Here is an 18776-nt window from a genome sequence, read left to right as displayed (position 1 = left end):
CATGGGTTTAAAAGCGTATTTAGAAAAGATTGAACCGAACTTTGAGCCAGGTGGAAAGCACGAAAAATGGTATGCACTGTATGAAGCAGCGGCAACTATTTTCTATACTCCTGGTAAAGTAAACAAAGCTAACACGCACGTGCGTGACAGCATTGACCTTAAACGCATCATGATTTTGGTGTGGTTAGCAACATTCCCAGCCATGTTCTTCGGTATGTACAACATTGGTTTCCAAGCGCAAGAAGCTATTGCTGCTGGTGCCGGTACACTTCCTGATACATGGCAAGCAGGGTTATTCACCGCCTTAGGTGGAGACTTAGCGAATTCTGGTTTACTAGGCATGTTCTTCTACGGTGCCTGCTTCTGGTTACCTATCTATGCAGTTACCTTTATTGTTGGTGGCTTCTGGGAAGTATTATTTGCTTCGGTACGTAAGCACGAAGTTAACGAAGGTTTCTTCGTTACCTCGGTACTTTTCGCATTAACCCTACCGGCAACTATTCCGCTTTGGCAGGTTGCATTAGGTATTACCTTTGGTGTGGTTATCGCTAAAGAAGTCTTCGGTGGAACTGGCCGTAACTTCCTTAACCCCGCATTGTCTGGTCGTGCGTTCTTATACTTCGCATACCCTGCACAAATCTCTGGCGACCAAGTTTGGGTTGCTGCTGATGGTTACTCGGGTGCAACGTCATTAAGCCAAGCAGCTTCAGGCGCGCTTGATTACGCTAACATGGACCTTTGGTTTGACAGCTTCTTCGGTACTATCGCAGGTTCTGCGGGTGAAGTATCTGCATTGGCTATCCTAATTGGTGGCTTGTTCATCATGTACATGCGTATTGCAAGCTGGCGAATTGTAGCTGGCGTAGCAATCGGTGTAGCCGTGTTTGCCACCTTGCTGAACATGATTGGTAGCGATACCAACTACATGTTTGCAATGCCTGCCTATTGGCACTTCGTTATTGGTGGTCTTGCCTTTGGTATGTTCTTTATGGCGACAGACCCTGTGTCTGCATCGTTTACCAACCAAGGTAAGTGGGCATACGGTATTTTCATCGGCTTTATGACAGTACTTGTACGTGTGCTAAACCCAGCCTTCCCAGAAGGTGTAATGTTGGCCATTCTTTTTGCCAACCTTTGGGCGCCACTGTTCGACTATTTCGTCGCACAAAGTAATATCAAGCGGAGGGTAGCTCGTGTCGGCTAAGAAAGAATCTTTAGGAAAAACGATTGGCGTTGTAGTTGCCGTTTGTCTTGTGTGTTCAATTGTCGTTTCTGGCGCAGCAGTAGGTTTGCGCTCGTTACAGCAAACCAATGCGTCGCTTGATAAAAAGAGCAACATTTTGAATGCAGCAGGGCTTTACGAAACCGGTATGACGGGTAAAGCAATCGAAAGTACATACAGCGAAAAGATTGAATCTCGCTATGTTGATTTGGAAAGCGGTGAGTTTGTAGAAGCGCCTGAGCCAGATTACGATATGTATAAAGCAGCGAAGCAAACTGAATACAGCACAAAAGTAACTAACAGTAACGTTGGCTTCCAACGTCGCCCTAATGTTGCCAGTGTTTATTTGGTTCGTGACGAAGCTGGCGATGTATCTCGCATTATCTTGCCTGTGCACGGTAGTGGTCTATGGGATCTTATGTACGGTTTTCTTGCACTTGACGCCGACGGCGAAACAGTTCGTGAGTTGATTTACTATCAACAAAAAGAAACACCTGGATTAGGTGGCGAAGTGCAAAACCCAGCGTGGCAGGACAAATGGGACGGTAAAGAATTATTCGAGAATGGCGAAGTCGCTATCCGTGTAGTTAAAAACGCAAACCCAAGTAATCCACACACTATTGATGCGCTTTCAGGTGCTACGCTAACCAGTAACGGTGTTGAAAACACAATTCGTTATTGGGTAGGCGAGCAAGGCTTCGGCCAGTTCCTGAAGAATCAGGCATGGCGTTCATAAGGGGAGTCTCATGGCAGATACTAAAGAAATGAAAAAGGCCCTCTTTGGGCCAATTATGGACAACAACCCAATTGCCTTACAGGTACTAGGTATTTGTTCAGCACTGGCTATTACTACTAAGCTGGAAACAGCCTTGGTAATGTCTTTGGCGCTTACGACGGTTGTTGCGTTCTCGAACTTGTTTATTTCGATGATTCGTAACCAGATTCCATCGAGCGTTCGTATCATCATCCAAATGACTATTATTGCGTCATTGGTAATCGTAGTTGACCAAATATTGAAAGCTTACTCGTACGAAATTTCGAAGCAGCTGTCAGTATTCGTTGGTTTGATTATTACTAACTGTATCGTAATGGGTCGTGCTGAAGCCTATGCAATGAAGAGCCCACCTCTGATGAGCTTTTTAGATGGTATTGGTAACGGTTTGGGTTACTCATTCGTATTGGTTGTTATTGGTACAATTAAAGAACTATTCGGTTTCGGTACTATTTTAGGTTTCGAAATTCTACCGCTAGTTCAAAACGGTGGTTGGTATCAGGGTAATGGTTTGTTGATCCTACCATTTAGCTCATTCTTCTTAATCGGCGGTATGATTTGGGTTATCCGTACCCTTCGTCCCGAGCAAGTAGAGCCTAAGGAGTAAGTCATGGAACATTATTTGTCGTTATTTGTTCGCTCAATTTTTGTTGAGAACATGGCGTTATCACTTTTCTTAGGTATGTGTACCTTCTTGGCGGTATCGAAGAAAGTTAAAACTGCTATGGGTCTTGGTGTTGCGGTAATCGTAGTGCTAGGTATTTCTGTACCGGTTAACCAAATCATTTATGTGAACATCCTTGCGCCAGGTGCACTAGCGTGGGCTGGTTTCCCTGATGCAGATTTAAGCTTCCTAAACTTCCTAACCTTTATCGGCGTTATCGCGGCATTGGTTCAAATTTTGGAAATGAGCTTAGACAAGTTTTTCCCTGCGCTTTATAACGCGCTTGGTATCTTCCTTCCGCTAATTACGGTTAACTGCGCTATCTTCGGTGGTGTGGCATTCGCGGTACAACGTGAATATAACTTGACCGAAAGTGTCGTTTACGGCGTAGGAAGTGGTATGGGCTGGGCAATAGCTATTGTGTTATTGGCCGCTGTACGTGAAAAGCTTAAATATGCCGATATGCCTGATGGTATTCGTGGTCTGGGCTCTGTGTTCATGATTGCGGGTCTTATGGCACTTGGCTTCCAGTCATTCACTGGTATTCAGCTGTAATCGAGCTCGGGAGCATATAAATGAATCAAGTAGAAATTTTCCTAGGCGTCGGCATGTTTATTGCCATTGTATTGGCGCTAGTATTTATCATCATGTTTGCCAAGTCGAAGCTGGTACCAAGCGGTGATGTAACCATCACTATCAACGGTGACCCAGACAAAGCAATTAAAACTGAGCCAGGCGGCAAGCTTCTTGGCGCACTAGCAGATGCAGGATATTTCGTATCTTCAGCATGTGGTGGTGGTGGTTCTTGTGGTCAGTGTCGTGTAGACGTTCATTCAGGTGGTGGTGAAATCCTTCCAACTGAACTTGATCACATCACTAAAGGTGAAGCTCGTGAAGGCTGCCGTTTATCATGTCAGGTTGCGATTAAGCAAGACATGGAAATCGAGCTTGAAGAGTCGGTATTTGGTGTTAAGAAGTGGGATTGTGAAGTTATCTCTAACGATAACAAAGCTACTTTCATCAAAGAACTTAAGCTTCAAATTCCTAACGGTGAAAGCGTACCTTTCCGTGCTGGTGGTTACATTCAAATTGAAGCCCCTGCACACCACGTTAAGTACAAAGAGTTTGAAATCCCTGATGAGTATCGCGGTGATTGGGAACGTTTTGGCTTCTTCGATATCGAATCTAAAGTAGATGAAGAAACCATTCGTGCTTACTCAATGGCTAACTACCCAGAAGAAGAAGGCATTATTATGTTGAACGTGCGTATTGCTACGCCGCCACCTAATAACCTAAGCCTACCTGCTGGTAAAATGTCATCGTATATTTGGAGCCTTAAAGAAGGTGACAAAGCAACGATCTCTGGTCCATTTGGGGAATTCTTCGCAAAAGAAACCGAAAACGAAATGGTATTTGTTGGCGGTGGTGCGGGTATGGCGCCAATGCGTTCGCATATCTTCGACCAACTTCGTCGCTTAAATACCGATCGTAAGATGAGTTTCTGGTACGGTGCTCGTTCACTTCGCGAAATGTTCTATACAGAAGACTTCGATGAGTTAGCTGCAGAAAACGATAACTTCAAGTGGCATGTTGCCCTTTCAGATCCTCAGCCTGAGGACAACTGGGAAGGTTACACTGGGTTCATTCACCAAGTTCTTCTTGAGAACTACCTGAAAGACCACCCTGCGCCTGAAGATTGTGAGTTCTACATGTGTGGACCACCTATGATGAACGCAGCCGTTATCAACATGTTGAAAGACCTAGGTGTTGAAGACGAAAACATTATGCTTGATGACTTCGGTGGTTAATCCGAAATCTACAAGTGAGTAAAGGGGGCGTGAGCCCCCTTTTTGTTTAGTTAAAGGACCCAAAACGTGATTCGATTCTTTGCCAGAATAGCATTAGCGGTTATTGCTATGAGCATCCTTTTTATTGCCAGTTGCAGTGAAAAGCCACTTTCGGTTGAGCATTTGCAAGGCCAAACTATGGGCACGACTTATAATATTAAGTACGTTCTTGGTGAAGGTGAAACTGCAGTAGAAGGTTTGCAGGAAGAAATTGACGCTAAGTTAGTTAACATCAATAAGATGATGTCGACCTACGACACAACGTCTGAGTTGTCTCGTTTTAACCAATATCGATATTCAGATAACTTTGCGGTGTCTCAAGAGACGCTTACCGTGGTGAATGAAGCCCTTCGTTTGGCCCGTTTGAGTGATGGTGTGCTAGATGTTACGGTCGGGCCCTTGGTGAATTTGTGGGGGTTTGGACCTAACAAACGCCCAGAGAAAGTGCCAACCCAAGCCGATATTGATGCCGTACGGGATTATGTAGGTTATGAGAAATTATCTACTACGCCAACCGGTCTTATGAAAGCAAACCCCATGTTGTATGTTGATTTATCAACTATTGCGAAAGGTTATGGCGTGGATGAAGTGGCAGCTATTTTAGATGCCCATGACCTGCAGCATTACCTTGTAGAGATTGGCGGTGAAATGCGGGTTAAAGGCGAACGTGGTGATGGCAGTGAATGGCTAATTGCAATTGAAAAGCCGGTAACGACAGAACGCGCCGTACAAAAAGTGGTGTCTATAGGCACTAATGCCATAGCGACATCGGGTGATTATCGTAACTATTACGAAGAAGATGGGAAACGCTACTCTCATTTGATTGACCCAAATACTGGCTCGCCGATAACTCATGATTTGGTGTCGGTTACGGTGGTAAACCCATCTTCAATGATTGCTGATGGCTTAGCCACTGCCTTCAACGTAATGGGATGGCAACGTGCTATCGACCTTGCAGAGCAGGAACAACTTGCTGTATTTCTCATTCGTCGCACAGCCGATGGATTTGAAGAGTATGCCACGCCAGAATTTGATAAACTGGTAAAAGTAAATAATTAAGGAGTAGGCTATGTCTACGTTTATTCTAGCATTCGGTTTCTTCCTCACTATGGTACTTGCCATGGCGGTAGGCTACTTAGTGCAGCGCAAAACCATTTCAGGTAGCTGCGGTGGACTAGGCGCATTGGGTATCGCTAAAGCATGTGATTGCCCAGAGCCTTGTGACAGAAAGAAATCTCGCATGGAAAAAGAAGAAGCGAGAGAAAAGAAATTGAATGAATGGAAACAGAATCAGATCCTTTAATCTGATCTTATCGCTCTTTTGCTTAGACAAAAACAATACGCAAAAGAGTTACAATGTATAAATATAGATGCGCGGTAAGTTAAAAGCTTACCGCGCTTTTTTGTATGCTTCATTTATTACTTGTGGAGTAAGTAGTTGCTCACTATTCATCTCGTTCACTGGTAAGGCGAATTAATATGCTCTAGAATACTGTCTTTCTATACAGTTTTTTTATAGAGCGGTTCAATTCGTTTGGCAGTTTAGGGGGCAATACGGCATGCGAAAAATCATCCATGTAGATATGGACTGCTTTTATGCTGCGGTTGAAATGCGTGACAACCCTGCGTTACGTAATATCCCTATTGCCATTGGTGGAAGCTCACAGCACCGTGGCGTTATCTCTACCTGTAATTATCCTGCCCGTAAATATGGGGTGCGTTCCGCCATGGCCACCGCATACGCGTTTAAGCTTTGCCCGAATCTCACCTTAGTAAAAGGGCGCATGGATGCTTATGTAAAAGAGTCTCAACGAATTCGCGAAATCTTCGCCGACTATACCGATTTAATCGAGCCACTTTCGTTAGATGAAGCTTACCTTGATGTCACCAATAGCCAATACTGCGGAGGGAGCGCCACCCTAATTGCCGAAGAAATTAGAAGCCGTATTGAAGCAGAATTGGGGCTAACCGCGTCGGCGGGCGTTGCCCCCTGTAAGTTTGTAGCAAAAGTGGCCAGCGATGAAAACAAGCCTAATGGGATTTGTGTTATTACACCGGACAAATTAGACAGTTTTGTTAGCGCTATGCCCCTTAAAAAGATTCCAGGGGTAGGCAAAGTGACAATGCAAAAGTTACAGAGATTAGGGTTAGCGACGTGCAGCGACGTGCGTGTTTACCCTTTCGAGCGTATTCAAAAGGAATTAGGTAAGTTTGGCGCGGTACTGTGGGAACGAGCTCACGGTATTGATGACAGAGAACTATCGGTTTCAAGAGAACGCAAGTCTATAGGCGTAGAACGCACCCTAAGCAACGATATTCACTCATTAAAAGACTGTCGAGACTTTATGCCTCACTTACTACAAAAGCTTCAGGAGCGTATGGATGCCCATGAAAAGCGCACAGGAAAGCCTGTTCGTATTCGCACTCAAGGGGTGAAACTGAAATTTCAAGATTTCCAACTTACTACCGTTGAGCATCGATGCCCTTCGTTAAATGCTCATTACTTTGATACCCTATTGCAAGAAGCTTACGAGCGCGCCAAAGGCCGCGGTATACGATTAGTTGGGCTGCACATTGGCCTTGGTGAGGCACAAACCATACATCAACTTCCTTTGCCCCTAGAGGGTGAATAAAATAGTGAGTAAAAAGGTGAGTAATTGAAACGGCGTCAACCTTATCAGACGTCTTATAAACTTAGCCCTAATTAACAGTATTTAAATGAAAAATAATGAAAAGCAGGAGCCATCATGAGTGCCACAGAAACTAAAACTCCCGAACTTAGAACCCCAGGTCGCTACCGCCACTATAAAGGCAGTGATTACGATGTTTACGAAGTGGCGACACATTCAGAAGATGAGTCTTCCTTAGTGGTGTATCGCCCATGTTATGGTGAAAAAGCCTTGTGGGTTCGCCCATTAAGTATGTTTTTAGAAGAGGTGGTAGTAGAAGGCAAGCCTGTTCCGCGGTTTGCTTATATTGGTGACATCCCAACTGATGAAAAAATGATCTGAACCGGAAGCTAGGTCATAGTGTATGTAGACCTAATAAATAATAAGCACTTCCTAAGGAAACCCCAATGGCGCAATCACGTACCCGAAGTATGCTACTAGCTGCAAGTTTAGTATCGACAACTTTCATTCCAGCTGCTTTTTCGCAAGACCGTTTTGAAAAGGTTGAAATAGAAGCAACAGCACTTAAAGGTTCCGTGCATATGTTAACGGGGATGGGCGGCAATATCGGCGTTTCTGCAGGTGATGATGGCATTCTTATTATTGATGATCAGTTTGCTCCGCTTGCAGAAAAAATAGCTGCCGCGCTAGGCGAGCTTGGTAGCGACAAGCCAAAGTATGTGATTAACACCCATTATCATGGCGACCATACAGGGTCGAATGCGTTTTTTCACAGTCACAAAGGCGCGACTATTTTAGCCCATGACAACGTGCGTGTTCGATTGGCCAACGATGAAAAAGTCTCTCCTGATGCGCTACCGGCTATTACCTATGAAAACGGTATCAAGCTACATTTTAACGGTGAAACCATTCACATTATGCATCTTGAATCAGGGCATACCGACGGCGACAGCATCGTATGGTTTGAACAGCCGGATGTCATGCACACTGGCGACTTGTTCTTCAACGGATTATTCCCGTACATCGACTTAAAGTCCGGCGGTAGCGTTAAAGGCTACATTGAATCAGTTAAGCAAGTGATGGCGAAAATAGATGACGATACGGTTCTGATTCCAGGCCATGGTGCACTTAGTAACAAAGCCGAGTACACCAGCTTTCTTGCAATGATTGAAGAAACCTTTGCTTTTGTGAAAGCGCAGAAAGCACAGGGTAAAAGCCTTGAAGCGATTACAGAAGCAGGACTAGACAGTCAGTGGGATAAGTGGGCGTGGAGCTTCATATCGGAAGAGAAGTGGATTGCTACCCTTTACGAAGAGGCCTAATCAAGCCGGTTTAGGAGCAGGCTCAACATTGCTCCTACTCCGACTCGTAACTATATAGCTGCGTCAGTTTTATTCACCACAGACTCCGGATTTAATACCCCATCAGTATGTGTACTATTGTTAGGACTAGACGCGGTTTCGATTGCGCTTTTCTTTTCCGCTTCGTTTATCGTATTGGACGCCGCTTTAGCAGCTTTGTTGGTGGGCGAGTGAGCAACCATTTTAGGTTTGCGTGGTGTTTTATATAGCGGCCAAACGAGTTGCTCTACCCAGTTAGCGTAAAACATTCCTTCAATACCATATTGAGCTGGGTATTTTCGCGTGATTTTGGCAGTTCCAAATAACACGTCCCAGAAAAACAATAGATTTCCGTAATTACCTTTATAGTTGGTAATGCCATCGTCAGCCTTTAGACCGTGGTGTGCGCTATGGGTAGAGGGTGTCGATATTGTCCTTTCCACAATCCACGCTAGCTTGTTAAGCATTGGCGTTTGGTATAAAAATCTGTCCCATTTCCATTCGGCATGCGCACCGGTAATGACACTTAGCTTTACCACAAGATAGAACGCATAAGTCCAGCCTAACCCTAAATAGATAAGCGCGCCTGAAAACCACAGCGACGGCATCAACAGGTAATAGAACACGTTATTACGATAGATAATGCGCACGCTCATGTACTTGCCGTTGTGGTGTGCACGATGCAAGTTGTACAGGAAACGGGTGGAGTGAGACAGGCGGTGCCACCAATATTGCATCATGTCATCGAATATCAGCAGCAATGCAATATGCAGAAAAATAGATGAGTCGCCTAATGCTTCTTGATCTAGTGCTCCTTGGTATTGGGGCACAACAAGTAACATTAACGCACCGGCACTAAAAAGCACGAAAGGCTGGGTAATTACAAAAAGCACTAAGGTGCCAATGAGTTCGACTTTTCCATCATCGCTCACTTCTGCGCATTTCTTAAAAAGCTTACCTTGCTTTGCTTCCAGTAACGCAAATATCAAAAAAATACCGATAATCGCAATTTGATAGTTCATAGTTCTCTCCACGTATTGCAGTAAAATTAACACCCCATTAACATAGTAAATATATAGAACTATAGATTTGGTGAAAAAGTGTCTTATATAAAAGCGCTCAATCAAATTATCATGCCTGAATCATTACTTGAGCTGTGCACGCAATTTGGTACGCCAACTGAGTACGACAAGGGCGCTATGATCCACAATCGAGGGGATTTAAAACCTGGGCTTTCTATCGTGGAGGCTGGGCAGGTGAAGGTGGGCAATTATGGCGTGGACGGTAATTATCAACTTACCACAGTGCTAGAACGGGGCGACACTTTTGGTGAATTCACTTTATATGCATCGTTAGCCAGAACCCATCATGCGCAAGCAATGTCCGACTGCACCGTGCTGCAAATTAATGAAAGTCGCTTTCGGCAACTCGAAGCTGCGCACCCTGAAGTTGGCGTATTTTTAACGCGCAATCTTGCCATAAAGCTTCACGCTACCTTAGAGCGGCTAGATGACATTTTACGCTTACCGACTCATGTACAATTGGCAAAATTGATTTACCAAACCAGCGTTGCGCAAGCAAGCTCAGTTGAAACTAAATCCGTTCAAGCTAGCTTAAGTCAAACTAGCACTGCAGTAGCGCTTAGGCAAAGCGACTATGCTGAGCGTTTAGGGGTAACTGTGTTAACCGCCCACAAAGCGCTAAATAAGTTGGTATCCCTTTCACTAATTCGAAAGCAATATGGGAAAGTGGAGATTGTTGATATGCAAGCAATGTCGAAGTGGCTAAATGACAATGTATCTTTGTTACCTGTCTGAGGCGTGATCACTCATTGAAACCTCCGCTTTATCCAACCATTTCAATTGCGCGAGGGGATAGCCTAAAAAAAACTTTTCTCTGGATAAAATAATTCTATTTTCAATGCGCTTAATACCAAGCTCCTCTCTGTCACTTAGCAATGTACAGGCGTCATTGAGTTTAGCGATATTCGCAAAACAACTGAACGACACATAATCCACTTTCCCCGTTATCTGCATGCAATCCATGAACTCAGGTATTTCTTGAATAGCGGCAATGAAGCGCCGTTTGAAAGGGGCGCTATTGTCATGCAAGGTAAATTCAACATACGCAAAAACATGTTCGCACATAGCTTCAATATTCACGTCTGCATGAAAGGTACGAAAGTAGCCGGCCTCTTTAAGTGCCTTAACCCGCTGGAAGCAGGCACTAGGTGAAAGGTTAACGCGTCCCGCTAACTCCACGTTGGTGAGGTCTGCTTGCAAATGTAATATGGCCAATATCTTTTGATTGTAGCTGTCTAAATGAATAATCTTTTTCATAAGGTGGCTTCTTTTGTCTTAAACGCACGGTTTGCTACATATACGACGTATCTTACGTACCAAAAGCCTTTATTGGCGCCGCTAATCACAGATTACCCGCAGCAAAGATATCCGGCTCATGTGAAATAAAATTTTCGTGAGTGGGAAAAAGTTCTTTGTGAACGTGAAGTTCGCTAGTCAAATTATCAAAATTAACTAACAAACAAAATATTATTTTGCGATAAGTTTGCACAATAGTTCCAGTAATTAAAACAGGACATGCGATATAGGAATTGTGAAATACAGTATGTGAGACAAAGCAACCATAGTGATTTTTGTCTCACCAACCCAGAGTGTTTTTGATGCGTCAATTTAAGCTTGGCACCTTATGTGCGCCAATCTGACATCAACCGAATAAATTAATACGATAAATACTGAAATGGTTGAGCTATATTGCCCAGCGCTTTATCGAAAGCCGCAACCTAACAGGGATAACAAAAAGATGACGTCTGAAAGTACAGCAGATACTAACGACTATGCCCTAGAGCCTGTGCCTGAAAGTGCACAAACAAGCGGTGTGGCGGTAGGTATGATTAACGGGGCATTAGCTTTTGCGGTACCTGGACTAATTACGGGTATAGAAATAGGCGAAGCGCTGGGCTTTTGGGAAAGTCTTGCTGCTTTTCTGGTAGGGGGCTTAATTTTAGCTTTCTTTGGCACGGTGACTGCGCTGGTAGGGCGTGCCAACCGGCTAACATCGTATGTCACCATACGGCATGTGTTTGGCGTGTGGGGCGCAAAGCTGGTGTCATTTTGTTTTGTGCTGTCGTTACTCGGCTGGTACGGCGTTAACTTAGACTTGTTCGCGCTGGCCACCAACGGTTTGTTAGTTGATTACTTGAGCATTACCTTTAACTCCAGTGCTATTGAGTGGGGCGTTAGTGCGGTGATTGTAATCACTACCTTGTACGGCTTTCAGCGCATGGAAAAATTATCCACTTGGCTGGTGCCCATAATGGGAGTGGTCACATTATTCCTATTAATAAAAAGCGCCATGGCAATGGAGTCTTCAGGCGGCTTGGCGGCGGTCGAGCCTACAATGAGTTTTGGTACGGCGGTATCGGCAGTGGTAGGAAGCTTTATTGTATCTATTGTTTTACTGCCTGATTTAGCGCGCTTTTGTCGAACAAAACGAGATGCATGGTCAGCGTCTTTCATTCCCTTCTTTCTACTAAGTACGTTCGTATACATTGCTGCCTCTTTAGCCGCAAATGTATTCGGTAGCGACGATATTCTTGCGCTAATGGTAAAAGTTGGACTAGGGCTAGCAGCCTTTGTACTGCTTATTTGTTCAAGTTGGCTCACCAATGTGTTGAATCTATATAGCGCCTCATTGGGGGCTGCGGCAGTCATTAACGGCGGTAAACAAAAGGTATTGATCATAGCCATGGGTGTGATGGGAGCTGTAGCGTCATCCCTTAATTTACTTGATAGTTTTTCTGAGTTTTTATTCTCGTTGTCCATCATGTTTACCCCTGTGGCCGCTATCTACTGCGCTGATTTTTTTATTTTAAGAAAGCAAGCTGTGTACCGAACGGATGACTTTATTCCCTCTTTTAATATTAGCGCCATAGCTGCGTGGATAACTGGCATCTTGTTTACCTTTACAAGCGTTGAAACAGGGCTTTTTATCACGCCTATTGAAGCGATAGACGCTTTAATTGTGTCGCTAGTCAGCTACCTCATTTTATCTTATATAACTCGCGCTTTCAGAACTAACATAAGTACTAGGAGCAGCATCGATAGCAATACAGATAGCAGAACTGACAACCCTATCAAGAACAGTACTAAGAGAGAAAACCCATGAAAGAGTTAAGCTTTCAAGATATGAAAGACATTTTGCTAGGCTGCACTGTGCTAGGTACAGGGGGCGGTGGCGAAATGAGTGAAGGCCTAGCACTCATTGATGAGGTAATCGAAAAAGGCTTGCCAATACGCCTAGTAGGGCTTGATGAAGCTCCTGATGATGCATGGATTTGTACGCCTTATTTACTTGGTGCGCTAGATTTAAGTGCCAAAGAGGCCGACGAATACAAAGCGCTACCTAGAAATACCGAGCCAGCAATTTGCAGCGCGTATAGCCGCATAGAATCTTATTTTGATAGGAAGTTTTATGGCACCGTGTGCTGTGAAATGGGCGGTTCTAATACGGCAGTGGCATTTTATACCGCGGCGTTGAATAACGGTGTGGTGATTGACGCTGACCCTGCTGGGCGGGCAGTACCAGAAATTACCCATTCAACCTATTATCTAAATGGCCTTAATGCCGCGCCTGTTATTGCCGCTAATAACTTTTGCGAAACCTTTGTGTGTGAAGGCTTGCGTGACGATCAAAGAGCCGAGCATGTTATGCGTGCACTTTGCCAAGTGAGCGCCAACGACATTGCGGCTATCGACCATGCTATGCCTGTAAAAGACATTCGCCACGCCCTAATAGGCGGAACGATTTCAAAGGCATGGGCGCTAGGTAAAGCGGTGTCGGCTGCCAAGCTGCAAGGTGGTGATGCTGCCAAAGTGATTGCAGACGTCGGTAATGGTTTTGTTGCCTTTAGAGGCAAAGTGACCGCCTTTGAATTTGATACCATAGGTGGCTTTTCTGTCGGAACCGTTGATTTAGCTGGCGCAGGCGATGATGAAGGCCATACCTATCAGCTAGGGGTTAAGAACGAAAACTTAGTTAGTTATTACGACGGTGAAGTGGACGTAACTATACCAGACCTTATTTGCGTGATAGATGATAATACGGGGGAGCCAGTGACTAATCCACATTACGAAATTGGGCAATCGTTGGCGGTTATTATCTTACCTGCCCCTGAAGCGTTTTTAACCCAGAAAGGTTTAGCCACCTTTGGCCCAGCCTATGTGGGTGTGGATGCGCCTTACCGCCCTGCTAGCTTGCAAAATAGGCATAATAAATAGGTATAAATTAGCCGTATTGCGCGTTGCTTAGCGCGCCAAGCTTGTTTATGCTCAATGCCTGCTAATATTTACGTTCTAAAAAGGGTATATCGTGTGTGAACTGCTTGGCATGAGTGCCAATACGCCAACTGATTTGTGTTTTAGCTTTACCGGCCTCACCCGACGCGGTGGCGAAACAGGCCCGCACAAGGATGGCTGGGGTATGGCATTTTATGAAGGCAAGGGCATCCGCCTTTTTCACGACCCCGAACCCTGTGCTACCTCTCAAATTGCAGAGTTTGTTTCTCATCTGCCGATTGAGAGCGAAACGGCTATTTGTCATATTCGCCAAGCCAATGTCGGCAATATTAACCTCGCCAACACCCACCCCTTTACCCGAGAAATGTGGGGTAAGTATTGGGTGTTCGCACATAATGGGCAGCTACCTAACTTTGTGCCTCGTGAAGGCATGTATGAAGCGGTAGGAGATACCGACAGCGAAGCCATGTTCTGCGATTTAATGAATCAAGTGCGGGAAAACCTGCCTCGAGATGCTATGCCGCAACAATTGGCCGATACGCTGGTAAATATCGCCAAAGGCTACGCAGAGCAAGGTGTATTTAATTGCTTGCTCAGCAATGGCGAATGGTTGTTTTCATTTTGCAGCACTAAAATGGCCAGTATTACCCGCCGCGCGCCGTTTGGCCCAGCTTGCTTAAGTGACGTGGAAGTAGAAATTGATTTTGCCGCTGAAACTACACCCAATGATGTGGTGAGCATTATTGCAACCGCGCCGCTTACTCATGACGAACAGTGGGATATATACGAGCGTGGTGAATGGAAGCTATGGCAGCAAGGCGAAGTGATTGCCAGCGGCAAAGTAGATGTACCCATACATAAATCTGAAGCCGCTATGACCAGCCCCGATCCCGATTTGAGTGCTCAACAAGCAAGTTGAGCTCGCATCGCTTTTAACTGATTTTATTAACTTAGCTGCTTTCGAGCGCTTCCACAATCAACGACTGAATTTTTTGATAGCGAAGTGGCAGTGAGCGGTGAGGTGTTTTCACAAAATACAGCGGTTCAGTCACATCGTGCCTTGCGGGGTAAATGGTTAAGCTGTTTGCCGCGTCAGCAAAGCTATCAAGCACCTTAATAGGCAGTACGGTAAAGCCTAGCCCTTTACTAACCGGCAATAAAATTTGAGACAGTTGGTTTATATAACCACGCTGTGGCAACCGGCTAGGATCTAACTGCATCAAGGCTTGCTCGCCGCTGTGACTAAAATAAAGCTTTAAGTAATGCATGGCATCTGGGTGATTTATCAATCCAAGGGCGAGCAATGTATCGTCAATGGCCTCATAAGGCGTATCCTTGGGTAAAATAAGCCCCAGTGATTCATGGCCTATCTTTTCAGATGAAAACAATTCCTCGTCAGGCTGCTGGGTAACTATGCCTAGTTCAAGGCTAGATGCTTGAATGTTGTTTAATATGGTGCGGTTTGGGGCAACTTCTAAATGTATGCTCAAGCGAGGATGGGTGACTTGTAGCTCAACTAACACAGGGTACAAACGCTGTGCTAACGCACCAGAACACCCAATTACGCACTTACCTTCATAGGGTGCATCAAACTTTAAACTCTCTATCAGCGCTTGCTCATGCTTACTCAAGCTTAGCGCATAGTCGTAAACTCGTTGGCCTTGTTCGGTCAGTTCAACCCCTTTACCCAAACGAATAAGTAGCGCACAGCCACAGGCATCTTCAAGCTTCTTAATATGCTGGCTCACGCCTGGCTGGGTCATAAACCGCTGTTCTGCGGTGCGGGTGAAATTACCCGTTTCAACTAACATCTTAAAGGTGTCGAGCCACAAAGGATTCAGCATGCTATAAATTTATGTTATGGATTTAAGAAATAATCATAATTTCCAGTAGTGGGTTTGTCTAGTTAATATACGTGCATACTTTACATCGAGGAGATAAAGATGACTGAAGCAGTTAAGACCCCTTATCCACGTACGTTTTCACATATTGGTATTTCGGTTCCAGACCTTGATGCCGCCGTTAAGTTTTACACTGAAGTACTAGGCTGGTACTTAATCATGAAGCCAACTGAAATTGTTGAAGATGACTCAGCAATTGGTGAAATGTGTACTGATGTATTTGGTGCAGGTTGGGATAAATTCCGCATTGCTCACCTTTCAACGGGCGACCGCGTAGGTGTTGAAATATTTGAATTTAAAAATCAGGAAAACCCTGAGAACAACTTCGAATACTGGAAAACGGGTGTGTTCCATTTCTGTGTTCAAGACCCTGATGTTGAAGGCTTGGCAGAAAAGATTGTAGAAGCCGGTGGTAAGAAACGCATGAAAGCACCACGTTATTACTACCCAGGCGAAAAGCCTTACCGCATGATTTACATGGAAGACCCGTTTGGTAACATCCTTGAAATTTATAGCCACAGCTATGAACTTCATTATGCTAGCGGTGCCTACCAGTAAGTAAAGAAGGCAATAGGTAAAGAAGCGCAATAAGTAAAGGGCGAGTGGATCACTCGCCTTTTTTAATGGGCAGAAAAACTATTCTATTGGCGCTTCTATTGCTATTCCTACTGGCACTTAACCCCATTGTGATGCAACGTAAGGGTTACTGGCTTTTTCTTTTGCTACCGTGGTGGTAGGGCCATGACCAGGATAAATCACCATATCGTCAGGTAGTGTTAAAATTTTTGCGTTTATTGAATCGAGTAGCTGTTGATGATCTCCTTGAGGGAAATCAGTGCGCCCAATTGAACCAGCAAAAATCACATCACCCACAATAACCTTGTTACTTATTCGCTCCACGAGAACCACATGGCCAGGGGTATGCCCCGGGCAGTGCAATACCTCAAGCGTTAGCTCTCCAACTGAAATGGTATCGTTGTCGCTTAACCATTGGTTCGGCACAAAGGGCGTGGCAGGTGGAAAGCCAAACATTTGGCTTTGCTGCATTAGAGCATCTAGCCAGAATTTGTCACCTAGGTGTGGTCCTACTATCGGCACATCGTAGTATTTAGCAAGTTCGACAGTGCCGCCTACATGGTCTAAATGACCGTGGGTAAGAATGATTTTTTCAATAGTTACCTGATTATCTGACGCCGCGCAGATGAGCTTCTGTATATCTCCGCCAGGGTCAACAAATGCCCCTTGCTTGCTACCTGCGTCCCAAATAAGCGAACAGTTTTGAGCAAATGGCGTCACCGGTATAATAATAATTTCCAATGTGCTTCCTCCCAACAAAGGCTATTTCGAAAACACTTTTTTACCTGCTATGTAGGTAGCATGCACTTGGGTTTTCCAAATATCTTTTTTATCTATGGTAAAGATATCTTGATCAACCAGTATGAAATCCGCCCACTTGCCAGGCGTAAGAGTGCCAAGGGTGTCTTCCATATGTCCCGCGTAAGCAGCATCTAAGGTAAAACCTTTAAAGGCTTGCTTAATAGTAAGCGCCTCGTGGGCATACCAGCCTTTAACTGGCTGGTTTTCTCTGTCTTGGCGGGTTACCGCAGCGTGTAAACCATAGAATGGGTTAGCCAACTCCACTGGGAAATCTGAGCCAAGAGGCAAAGGAATACCTGATTCAAGTAAAGTTTGCCACGCATAAGCGCCTTCCATTCTGTCTTTGCCAATACGATCTTCAGCCATGTTTTTATCGCTGGTAGCGTGAGTGGGCTGCATGGATGGCAATACATCTAACTCGGCAAAACGAGCGAGATCTTCAGGCGCGATAACTTGCGCATGTTCTATTCGGTTACGTAATTCACTACCGCCGATAGCCGTAAATGTTTTTTCAAACTCATTCAGCGCAACATGATTCGCTTTATCGCCAATAGCGTGGTAATTCAATTGAAACCCAGCGCCTATGACCGACGTAAACAACGGCGTCATATCTTCAGGCTGAGTGAGTAATAAACCATGCTGGTGGGGTGCGTCAGAGTAGGGGGCTAATAAGGCTGCGCCTCTGCTGCCAAGCGCACCATCGCCATAGGCTTTTACTGAACGAATATATAAATAATCGTTAGCGTCGCGAATGGGCCCTTTTCCTAATAGTTTACTTAAGTCGGGGTCAGTGGCGCTTATCATGGCGTATATTCGAATGGGCAGTTCAGCTTGAACTGCTTGTTTAATATAAAAGTCGTACACACCACGGCCGACACCTGCATCATGCATTGACGTAATGCCATTTGATAGTAAGTGCTTACCTGCTGCATCTAGTTGGCGTTTGTATACCGCATTGCTTTGCGTTGGCAAATAGGGTTCGACTAACGCCATGGCATTATCAATTAATACCCCTGTTGGCTCGCCATTCGCATCTTTAACAATCTCACCGCCAACCGGTGTAGGCGTGTCTTTAGTGATACCCGCTAAGGTGAGGGTCTTGGTATTTGCCCAGCCAGCATGGCCGTCTACACGAGTGAGCCAAACAGGGCGGTCAGACACTTTTTTGTCTAAATCAGAACTGGTTGGAAAGGCTCTATCAGACCATAATTCTTGGTTCCAACCTCGGCCAGTAATCCAAGGTTGCGTGCTATTTGCCAGTGCATATTCCGCCACGCTTTCTGCGGCATTGGCAGCACTGGTGCTTTCACGTAAATCCACTTCAAGTAGGTTAGCCCCCAAGCCCAATAAGTGCCCGTGAGCATCAATAAGGCCAGGCAACATAACGAGACCTTCACCATCAATGGTTTCTGTTATCGACACATCATCAGTCATGCCGGCTTTAGTGTCTTTTGCACTGACGTTTAGCGATACCACCTTACCGTCATCAATAAGGATGTTTGAGAAGGTCACTAACTCAGCATCATCATTCAGCGTGTAACCTTTTACGTTGGTAAAAAGTGTTGCTGCACAAGCGATACTGGATAGTGAGGCAATAGCAAACGCGCCACCTAATTTAAGAATGGAGCGCTTTATGAGGCGGTTGTTACTTTGACTAAGGGTAATTTCACGTACTATTTCTGTCGTATTAACGTGCATTTTTAGCATG

Annotated in this window: 20 protein-coding genes; 15 read left to right on the top strand and 5 right to left on the bottom strand. The window is 44.9% G+C overall.

What is annotated here, in order from left to right; translation table 11 throughout:
• Position 1: 1 nt before the first annotated feature.
• From AVL57_RS16990 to AVL57_RS16945, 10 genes are all read left to right on the top strand, one after another.
• Positions 2 to 1204 carry an NADH:ubiquinone reductase (Na(+)-transporting) subunit B gene (locus AVL57_RS16990; protein WP_013782591.1) on the top strand — a complete coding sequence of 401 codons (1203 nt, stop codon included), beginning with the start codon at positions 2 to 4 and terminating at the stop codon, positions 1202 to 1204.
• Positions 1194 to 1958 carry a Na(+)-translocating NADH-quinone reductase subunit C gene (locus AVL57_RS16985; RefSeq protein WP_057789305.1) on the top strand — a complete coding sequence of 255 codons (765 nt, stop codon included), beginning with the start codon at positions 1194 to 1196 and terminating at the stop codon, positions 1956 to 1958. Before AVL57_RS16990 ends, AVL57_RS16985 begins: the two co-directional genes overlap by 11 nt.
• 10 nt (positions 1959 to 1968) lie before the next feature.
• Positions 1969 to 2601: an NADH:ubiquinone reductase (Na(+)-transporting) subunit D gene (locus AVL57_RS16980; protein WP_057789306.1), complete on the top strand. Its 633-nt coding sequence runs from the start codon at positions 1969 to 1971 to the stop codon at positions 2599 to 2601.
• 3 nt (positions 2602 to 2604) lie between these two features.
• A complete protein-coding gene (gene nqrE, locus AVL57_RS16975) occupies positions 2605 to 3213 on the top strand; it encodes an NADH:ubiquinone reductase (Na(+)-transporting) subunit E (protein ID WP_013782594.1) in 609 nt (202 codons plus the stop codon).
• A 20-nt stretch (positions 3214 to 3233) separates the two neighbouring features.
• Complete coding sequence (gene nqrF, locus AVL57_RS16970) at positions 3234 to 4466, top strand: NADH:ubiquinone reductase (Na(+)-transporting) subunit F (RefSeq protein ID WP_057789307.1); 1233 nt, start codon at positions 3234 to 3236, stop codon at positions 4464 to 4466.
• 66 nt (positions 4467 to 4532) lie between these two features.
• Positions 4533 to 5564: an FAD:protein FMN transferase gene (locus tag AVL57_RS16965; RefSeq protein WP_082604806.1), complete on the top strand. Its 1032-nt coding sequence runs from the start codon at positions 4533 to 4535 to the stop codon at positions 5562 to 5564.
• A gap of 10 nt (positions 5565 to 5574) precedes the next feature.
• Positions 5575 to 5808 carry a (Na+)-NQR maturation NqrM gene (gene nqrM, locus AVL57_RS16960; RefSeq protein ID WP_013782597.1) on the top strand — a complete coding sequence of 78 codons (234 nt, stop codon included), beginning with the start codon at positions 5575 to 5577 and terminating at the stop codon, positions 5806 to 5808.
• A gap of 256 nt (positions 5809 to 6064) precedes the next feature.
• Entirely contained in the window at positions 6065 to 7138 is a 1074-nt protein-coding gene (gene dinB / locus AVL57_RS16955) for a DNA polymerase IV (protein WP_057789309.1), read from the top strand.
• A 114-nt stretch (positions 7139 to 7252) separates the two neighbouring features.
• Positions 7253 to 7516, top strand: coding sequence for a DUF1653 domain-containing protein (locus AVL57_RS16950; protein WP_057789310.1), 264 nt, complete (start codon positions 7253 to 7255; stop codon positions 7514 to 7516).
• Positions 7517 to 7605: 89 nt separating this feature from the next.
• Positions 7606 to 8457 carry an MBL fold metallo-hydrolase gene (locus AVL57_RS16945; protein ID WP_376738722.1) on the top strand — a complete coding sequence of 284 codons (852 nt, stop codon included), beginning with the start codon at positions 7606 to 7608 and terminating at the stop codon, positions 8455 to 8457.
• A 50-nt stretch (positions 8458 to 8507) separates the two neighbouring features.
• Here the strand turns inward: AVL57_RS16945 and AVL57_RS16940 are convergent, their stop codons facing one another.
• Positions 8508 to 9497 carry a sterol desaturase family protein gene (locus AVL57_RS16940; protein ID WP_082604807.1) on the bottom strand — a complete coding sequence of 330 codons (990 nt, stop codon included), beginning with the start codon at positions 9495 to 9497 and terminating at the stop codon, positions 8508 to 8510.
• A 78-nt stretch (positions 9498 to 9575) separates the two neighbouring features.
• Here AVL57_RS16940 and AVL57_RS16935 point away from each other — a divergent pair, with 78 nt between their 5' ends.
• Positions 9576 to 10292 (top strand): Crp/Fnr family transcriptional regulator, encoded by a 717-nt coding sequence (locus AVL57_RS16935; RefSeq protein ID WP_057789313.1) that lies wholly within the window; start codon positions 9576 to 9578, stop codon positions 10290 to 10292.
• On the opposite strand, the gene AVL57_RS16930 is transcribed toward AVL57_RS16935, so the two are convergent.
• On the bottom strand, positions 10281 to 10814 hold the full coding sequence (locus AVL57_RS16930; RefSeq protein WP_057789314.1) for an Lrp/AsnC family transcriptional regulator: 534 nt from the start codon (positions 10812 to 10814) through the stop codon (positions 10281 to 10283). The two genes, AVL57_RS16935 and AVL57_RS16930, sit on opposite strands and share 12 nt — an antisense overlap.
• Before the next feature lie 481 nt (positions 10815 to 11295).
• Here AVL57_RS16930 and AVL57_RS16925 point away from each other — a divergent pair, with 481 nt between their 5' ends.
• From AVL57_RS16925 to AVL57_RS16915, 3 genes are all read left to right on the top strand, one after another.
• Entirely contained in the window at positions 11296 to 12660 is a 1365-nt protein-coding gene (locus AVL57_RS16925) for a cytosine permease (protein WP_057789316.1), read from the top strand.
• Positions 12657 to 13772: an S-methyl thiohydantoin desulfurase family protein gene (locus AVL57_RS16920; RefSeq protein ID WP_057789317.1), complete on the top strand. Its 1116-nt coding sequence runs from the start codon at positions 12657 to 12659 to the stop codon at positions 13770 to 13772. The genes AVL57_RS16925 and AVL57_RS16920 overlap by 4 nt, the downstream gene beginning before the upstream one ends.
• A 91-nt stretch (positions 13773 to 13863) precedes the next feature.
• Positions 13864 to 14709 carry a class II glutamine amidotransferase gene (locus AVL57_RS16915; RefSeq protein ID WP_057789318.1) on the top strand — a complete coding sequence of 282 codons (846 nt, stop codon included), beginning with the start codon at positions 13864 to 13866 and terminating at the stop codon, positions 14707 to 14709.
• A 31-nt stretch (positions 14710 to 14740) separates the two neighbouring features.
• Here the strand turns inward: AVL57_RS16915 and AVL57_RS16910 are convergent, their stop codons facing one another.
• Entirely contained in the window at positions 14741 to 15634 is an 894-nt protein-coding gene (locus AVL57_RS16910; RefSeq protein WP_057789320.1) for a LysR family transcriptional regulator, read from the bottom strand.
• Positions 15635 to 15733: 99 nt separating this feature from the next.
• Between AVL57_RS16910 and AVL57_RS16905 the strand changes: the two genes are divergently transcribed.
• Positions 15734 to 16249: a lactoylglutathione lyase family protein gene (locus AVL57_RS16905; RefSeq protein ID WP_057789322.1), complete on the top strand. Its 516-nt coding sequence runs from the start codon at positions 15734 to 15736 to the stop codon at positions 16247 to 16249.
• A gap of 117 nt (positions 16250 to 16366) precedes the next feature.
• Here AVL57_RS16905 and AVL57_RS16900 read toward each other — a convergent pair whose 3' ends face one another.
• Positions 16367 to 17008: an MBL fold metallo-hydrolase gene (locus AVL57_RS16900; RefSeq protein ID WP_057789324.1), complete on the bottom strand. Its 642-nt coding sequence runs from the start codon at positions 17006 to 17008 to the stop codon at positions 16367 to 16369.
• A 21-nt stretch (positions 17009 to 17029) separates the two neighbouring features.
• Positions 17030 to 18775 carry an amidohydrolase gene (locus AVL57_RS16895; protein ID WP_082604809.1) on the bottom strand — a complete coding sequence of 582 codons (1746 nt, stop codon included), beginning with the start codon at positions 18773 to 18775 and terminating at the stop codon, positions 17030 to 17032.
• Position 18776 lies beyond the last annotated feature (1 nt).

This window comes from Alteromonas stellipolaris (assembly GCF_001562115.1).
Classification (GTDB): Bacteria; Pseudomonadota; Gammaproteobacteria; order Enterobacterales; family Alteromonadaceae; genus Alteromonas; species Alteromonas stellipolaris.
This window is presented reverse-complemented; position numbering and strand designations above follow the sequence as displayed.

What these genes read in the sequence shown, in the direction of transcription:
- nqrE (WP_013782594.1), top strand. Translation starts at nt 2,605, where the DNA reads ATGGAACATTATTTGTCGTTATTTGTTCGCTCAATTTTTGTTGAGAAC.
- AVL57_RS16940 (WP_082604807.1), bottom strand. Translation starts at nt 9,497, where the DNA reads ATGAACTATCAAATTGCGATTATCGGTATTTTTTTGATATTTGCGTTA.
- AVL57_RS16950 (WP_057789310.1), top strand. Translation starts at nt 7,253, where the DNA reads ATGAGTGCCACAGAAACTAAAACTCCCGAACTTAGAACCCCAGGTCGC.
- nqrF (WP_057789307.1), top strand. Translation starts at nt 3,234, where the DNA reads ATGAATCAAGTAGAAATTTTCCTAGGCGTCGGCATGTTTATTGCCATT.
- AVL57_RS16980 (WP_057789306.1), top strand. Translation starts at nt 1,969, where the DNA reads ATGGCAGATACTAAAGAAATGAAAAAGGCCCTCTTTGGGCCAATTATG.
- dinB (WP_057789309.1), top strand. Translation starts at nt 6,065, where the DNA reads ATGCGAAAAATCATCCATGTAGATATGGACTGCTTTTATGCTGCGGTT.
- AVL57_RS16925 (WP_057789316.1), top strand. Translation starts at nt 11,296, where the DNA reads ATGACGTCTGAAAGTACAGCAGATACTAACGACTATGCCCTAGAGCCT.
- AVL57_RS16930 (WP_057789314.1), bottom strand. Translation starts at nt 10,814, where the DNA reads ATGAAAAAGATTATTCATTTAGACAGCTACAATCAAAAGATATTGGCC.
- nqrM (WP_013782597.1), top strand. Translation starts at nt 5,575, where the DNA reads ATGTCTACGTTTATTCTAGCATTCGGTTTCTTCCTCACTATGGTACTT.
- AVL57_RS16905 (WP_057789322.1), top strand. Translation starts at nt 15,734, where the DNA reads ATGACTGAAGCAGTTAAGACCCCTTATCCACGTACGTTTTCACATATT.
- AVL57_RS16895 (WP_082604809.1), bottom strand. Translation starts at nt 18,775, where the DNA reads ATGCTAAAAATGCACGTTAATACGACAGAAATAGTACGTGAAATTACC.
- AVL57_RS16910 (WP_057789320.1), bottom strand. Translation starts at nt 15,634, where the DNA reads ATGCTGAATCCTTTGTGGCTCGACACCTTTAAGATGTTAGTTGAAACG.
- AVL57_RS16945 (WP_376738722.1), top strand. Translation starts at nt 7,606, where the DNA reads ATGCTACTAGCTGCAAGTTTAGTATCGACAACTTTCATTCCAGCTGCT.
- AVL57_RS16920 (WP_057789317.1), top strand. Translation starts at nt 12,657, where the DNA reads ATGAAAGAGTTAAGCTTTCAAGATATGAAAGACATTTTGCTAGGCTGC.
- AVL57_RS16990 (WP_013782591.1), top strand. Translation starts at nt 2, where the DNA reads ATGGGTTTAAAAGCGTATTTAGAAAAGATTGAACCGAACTTTGAGCCA.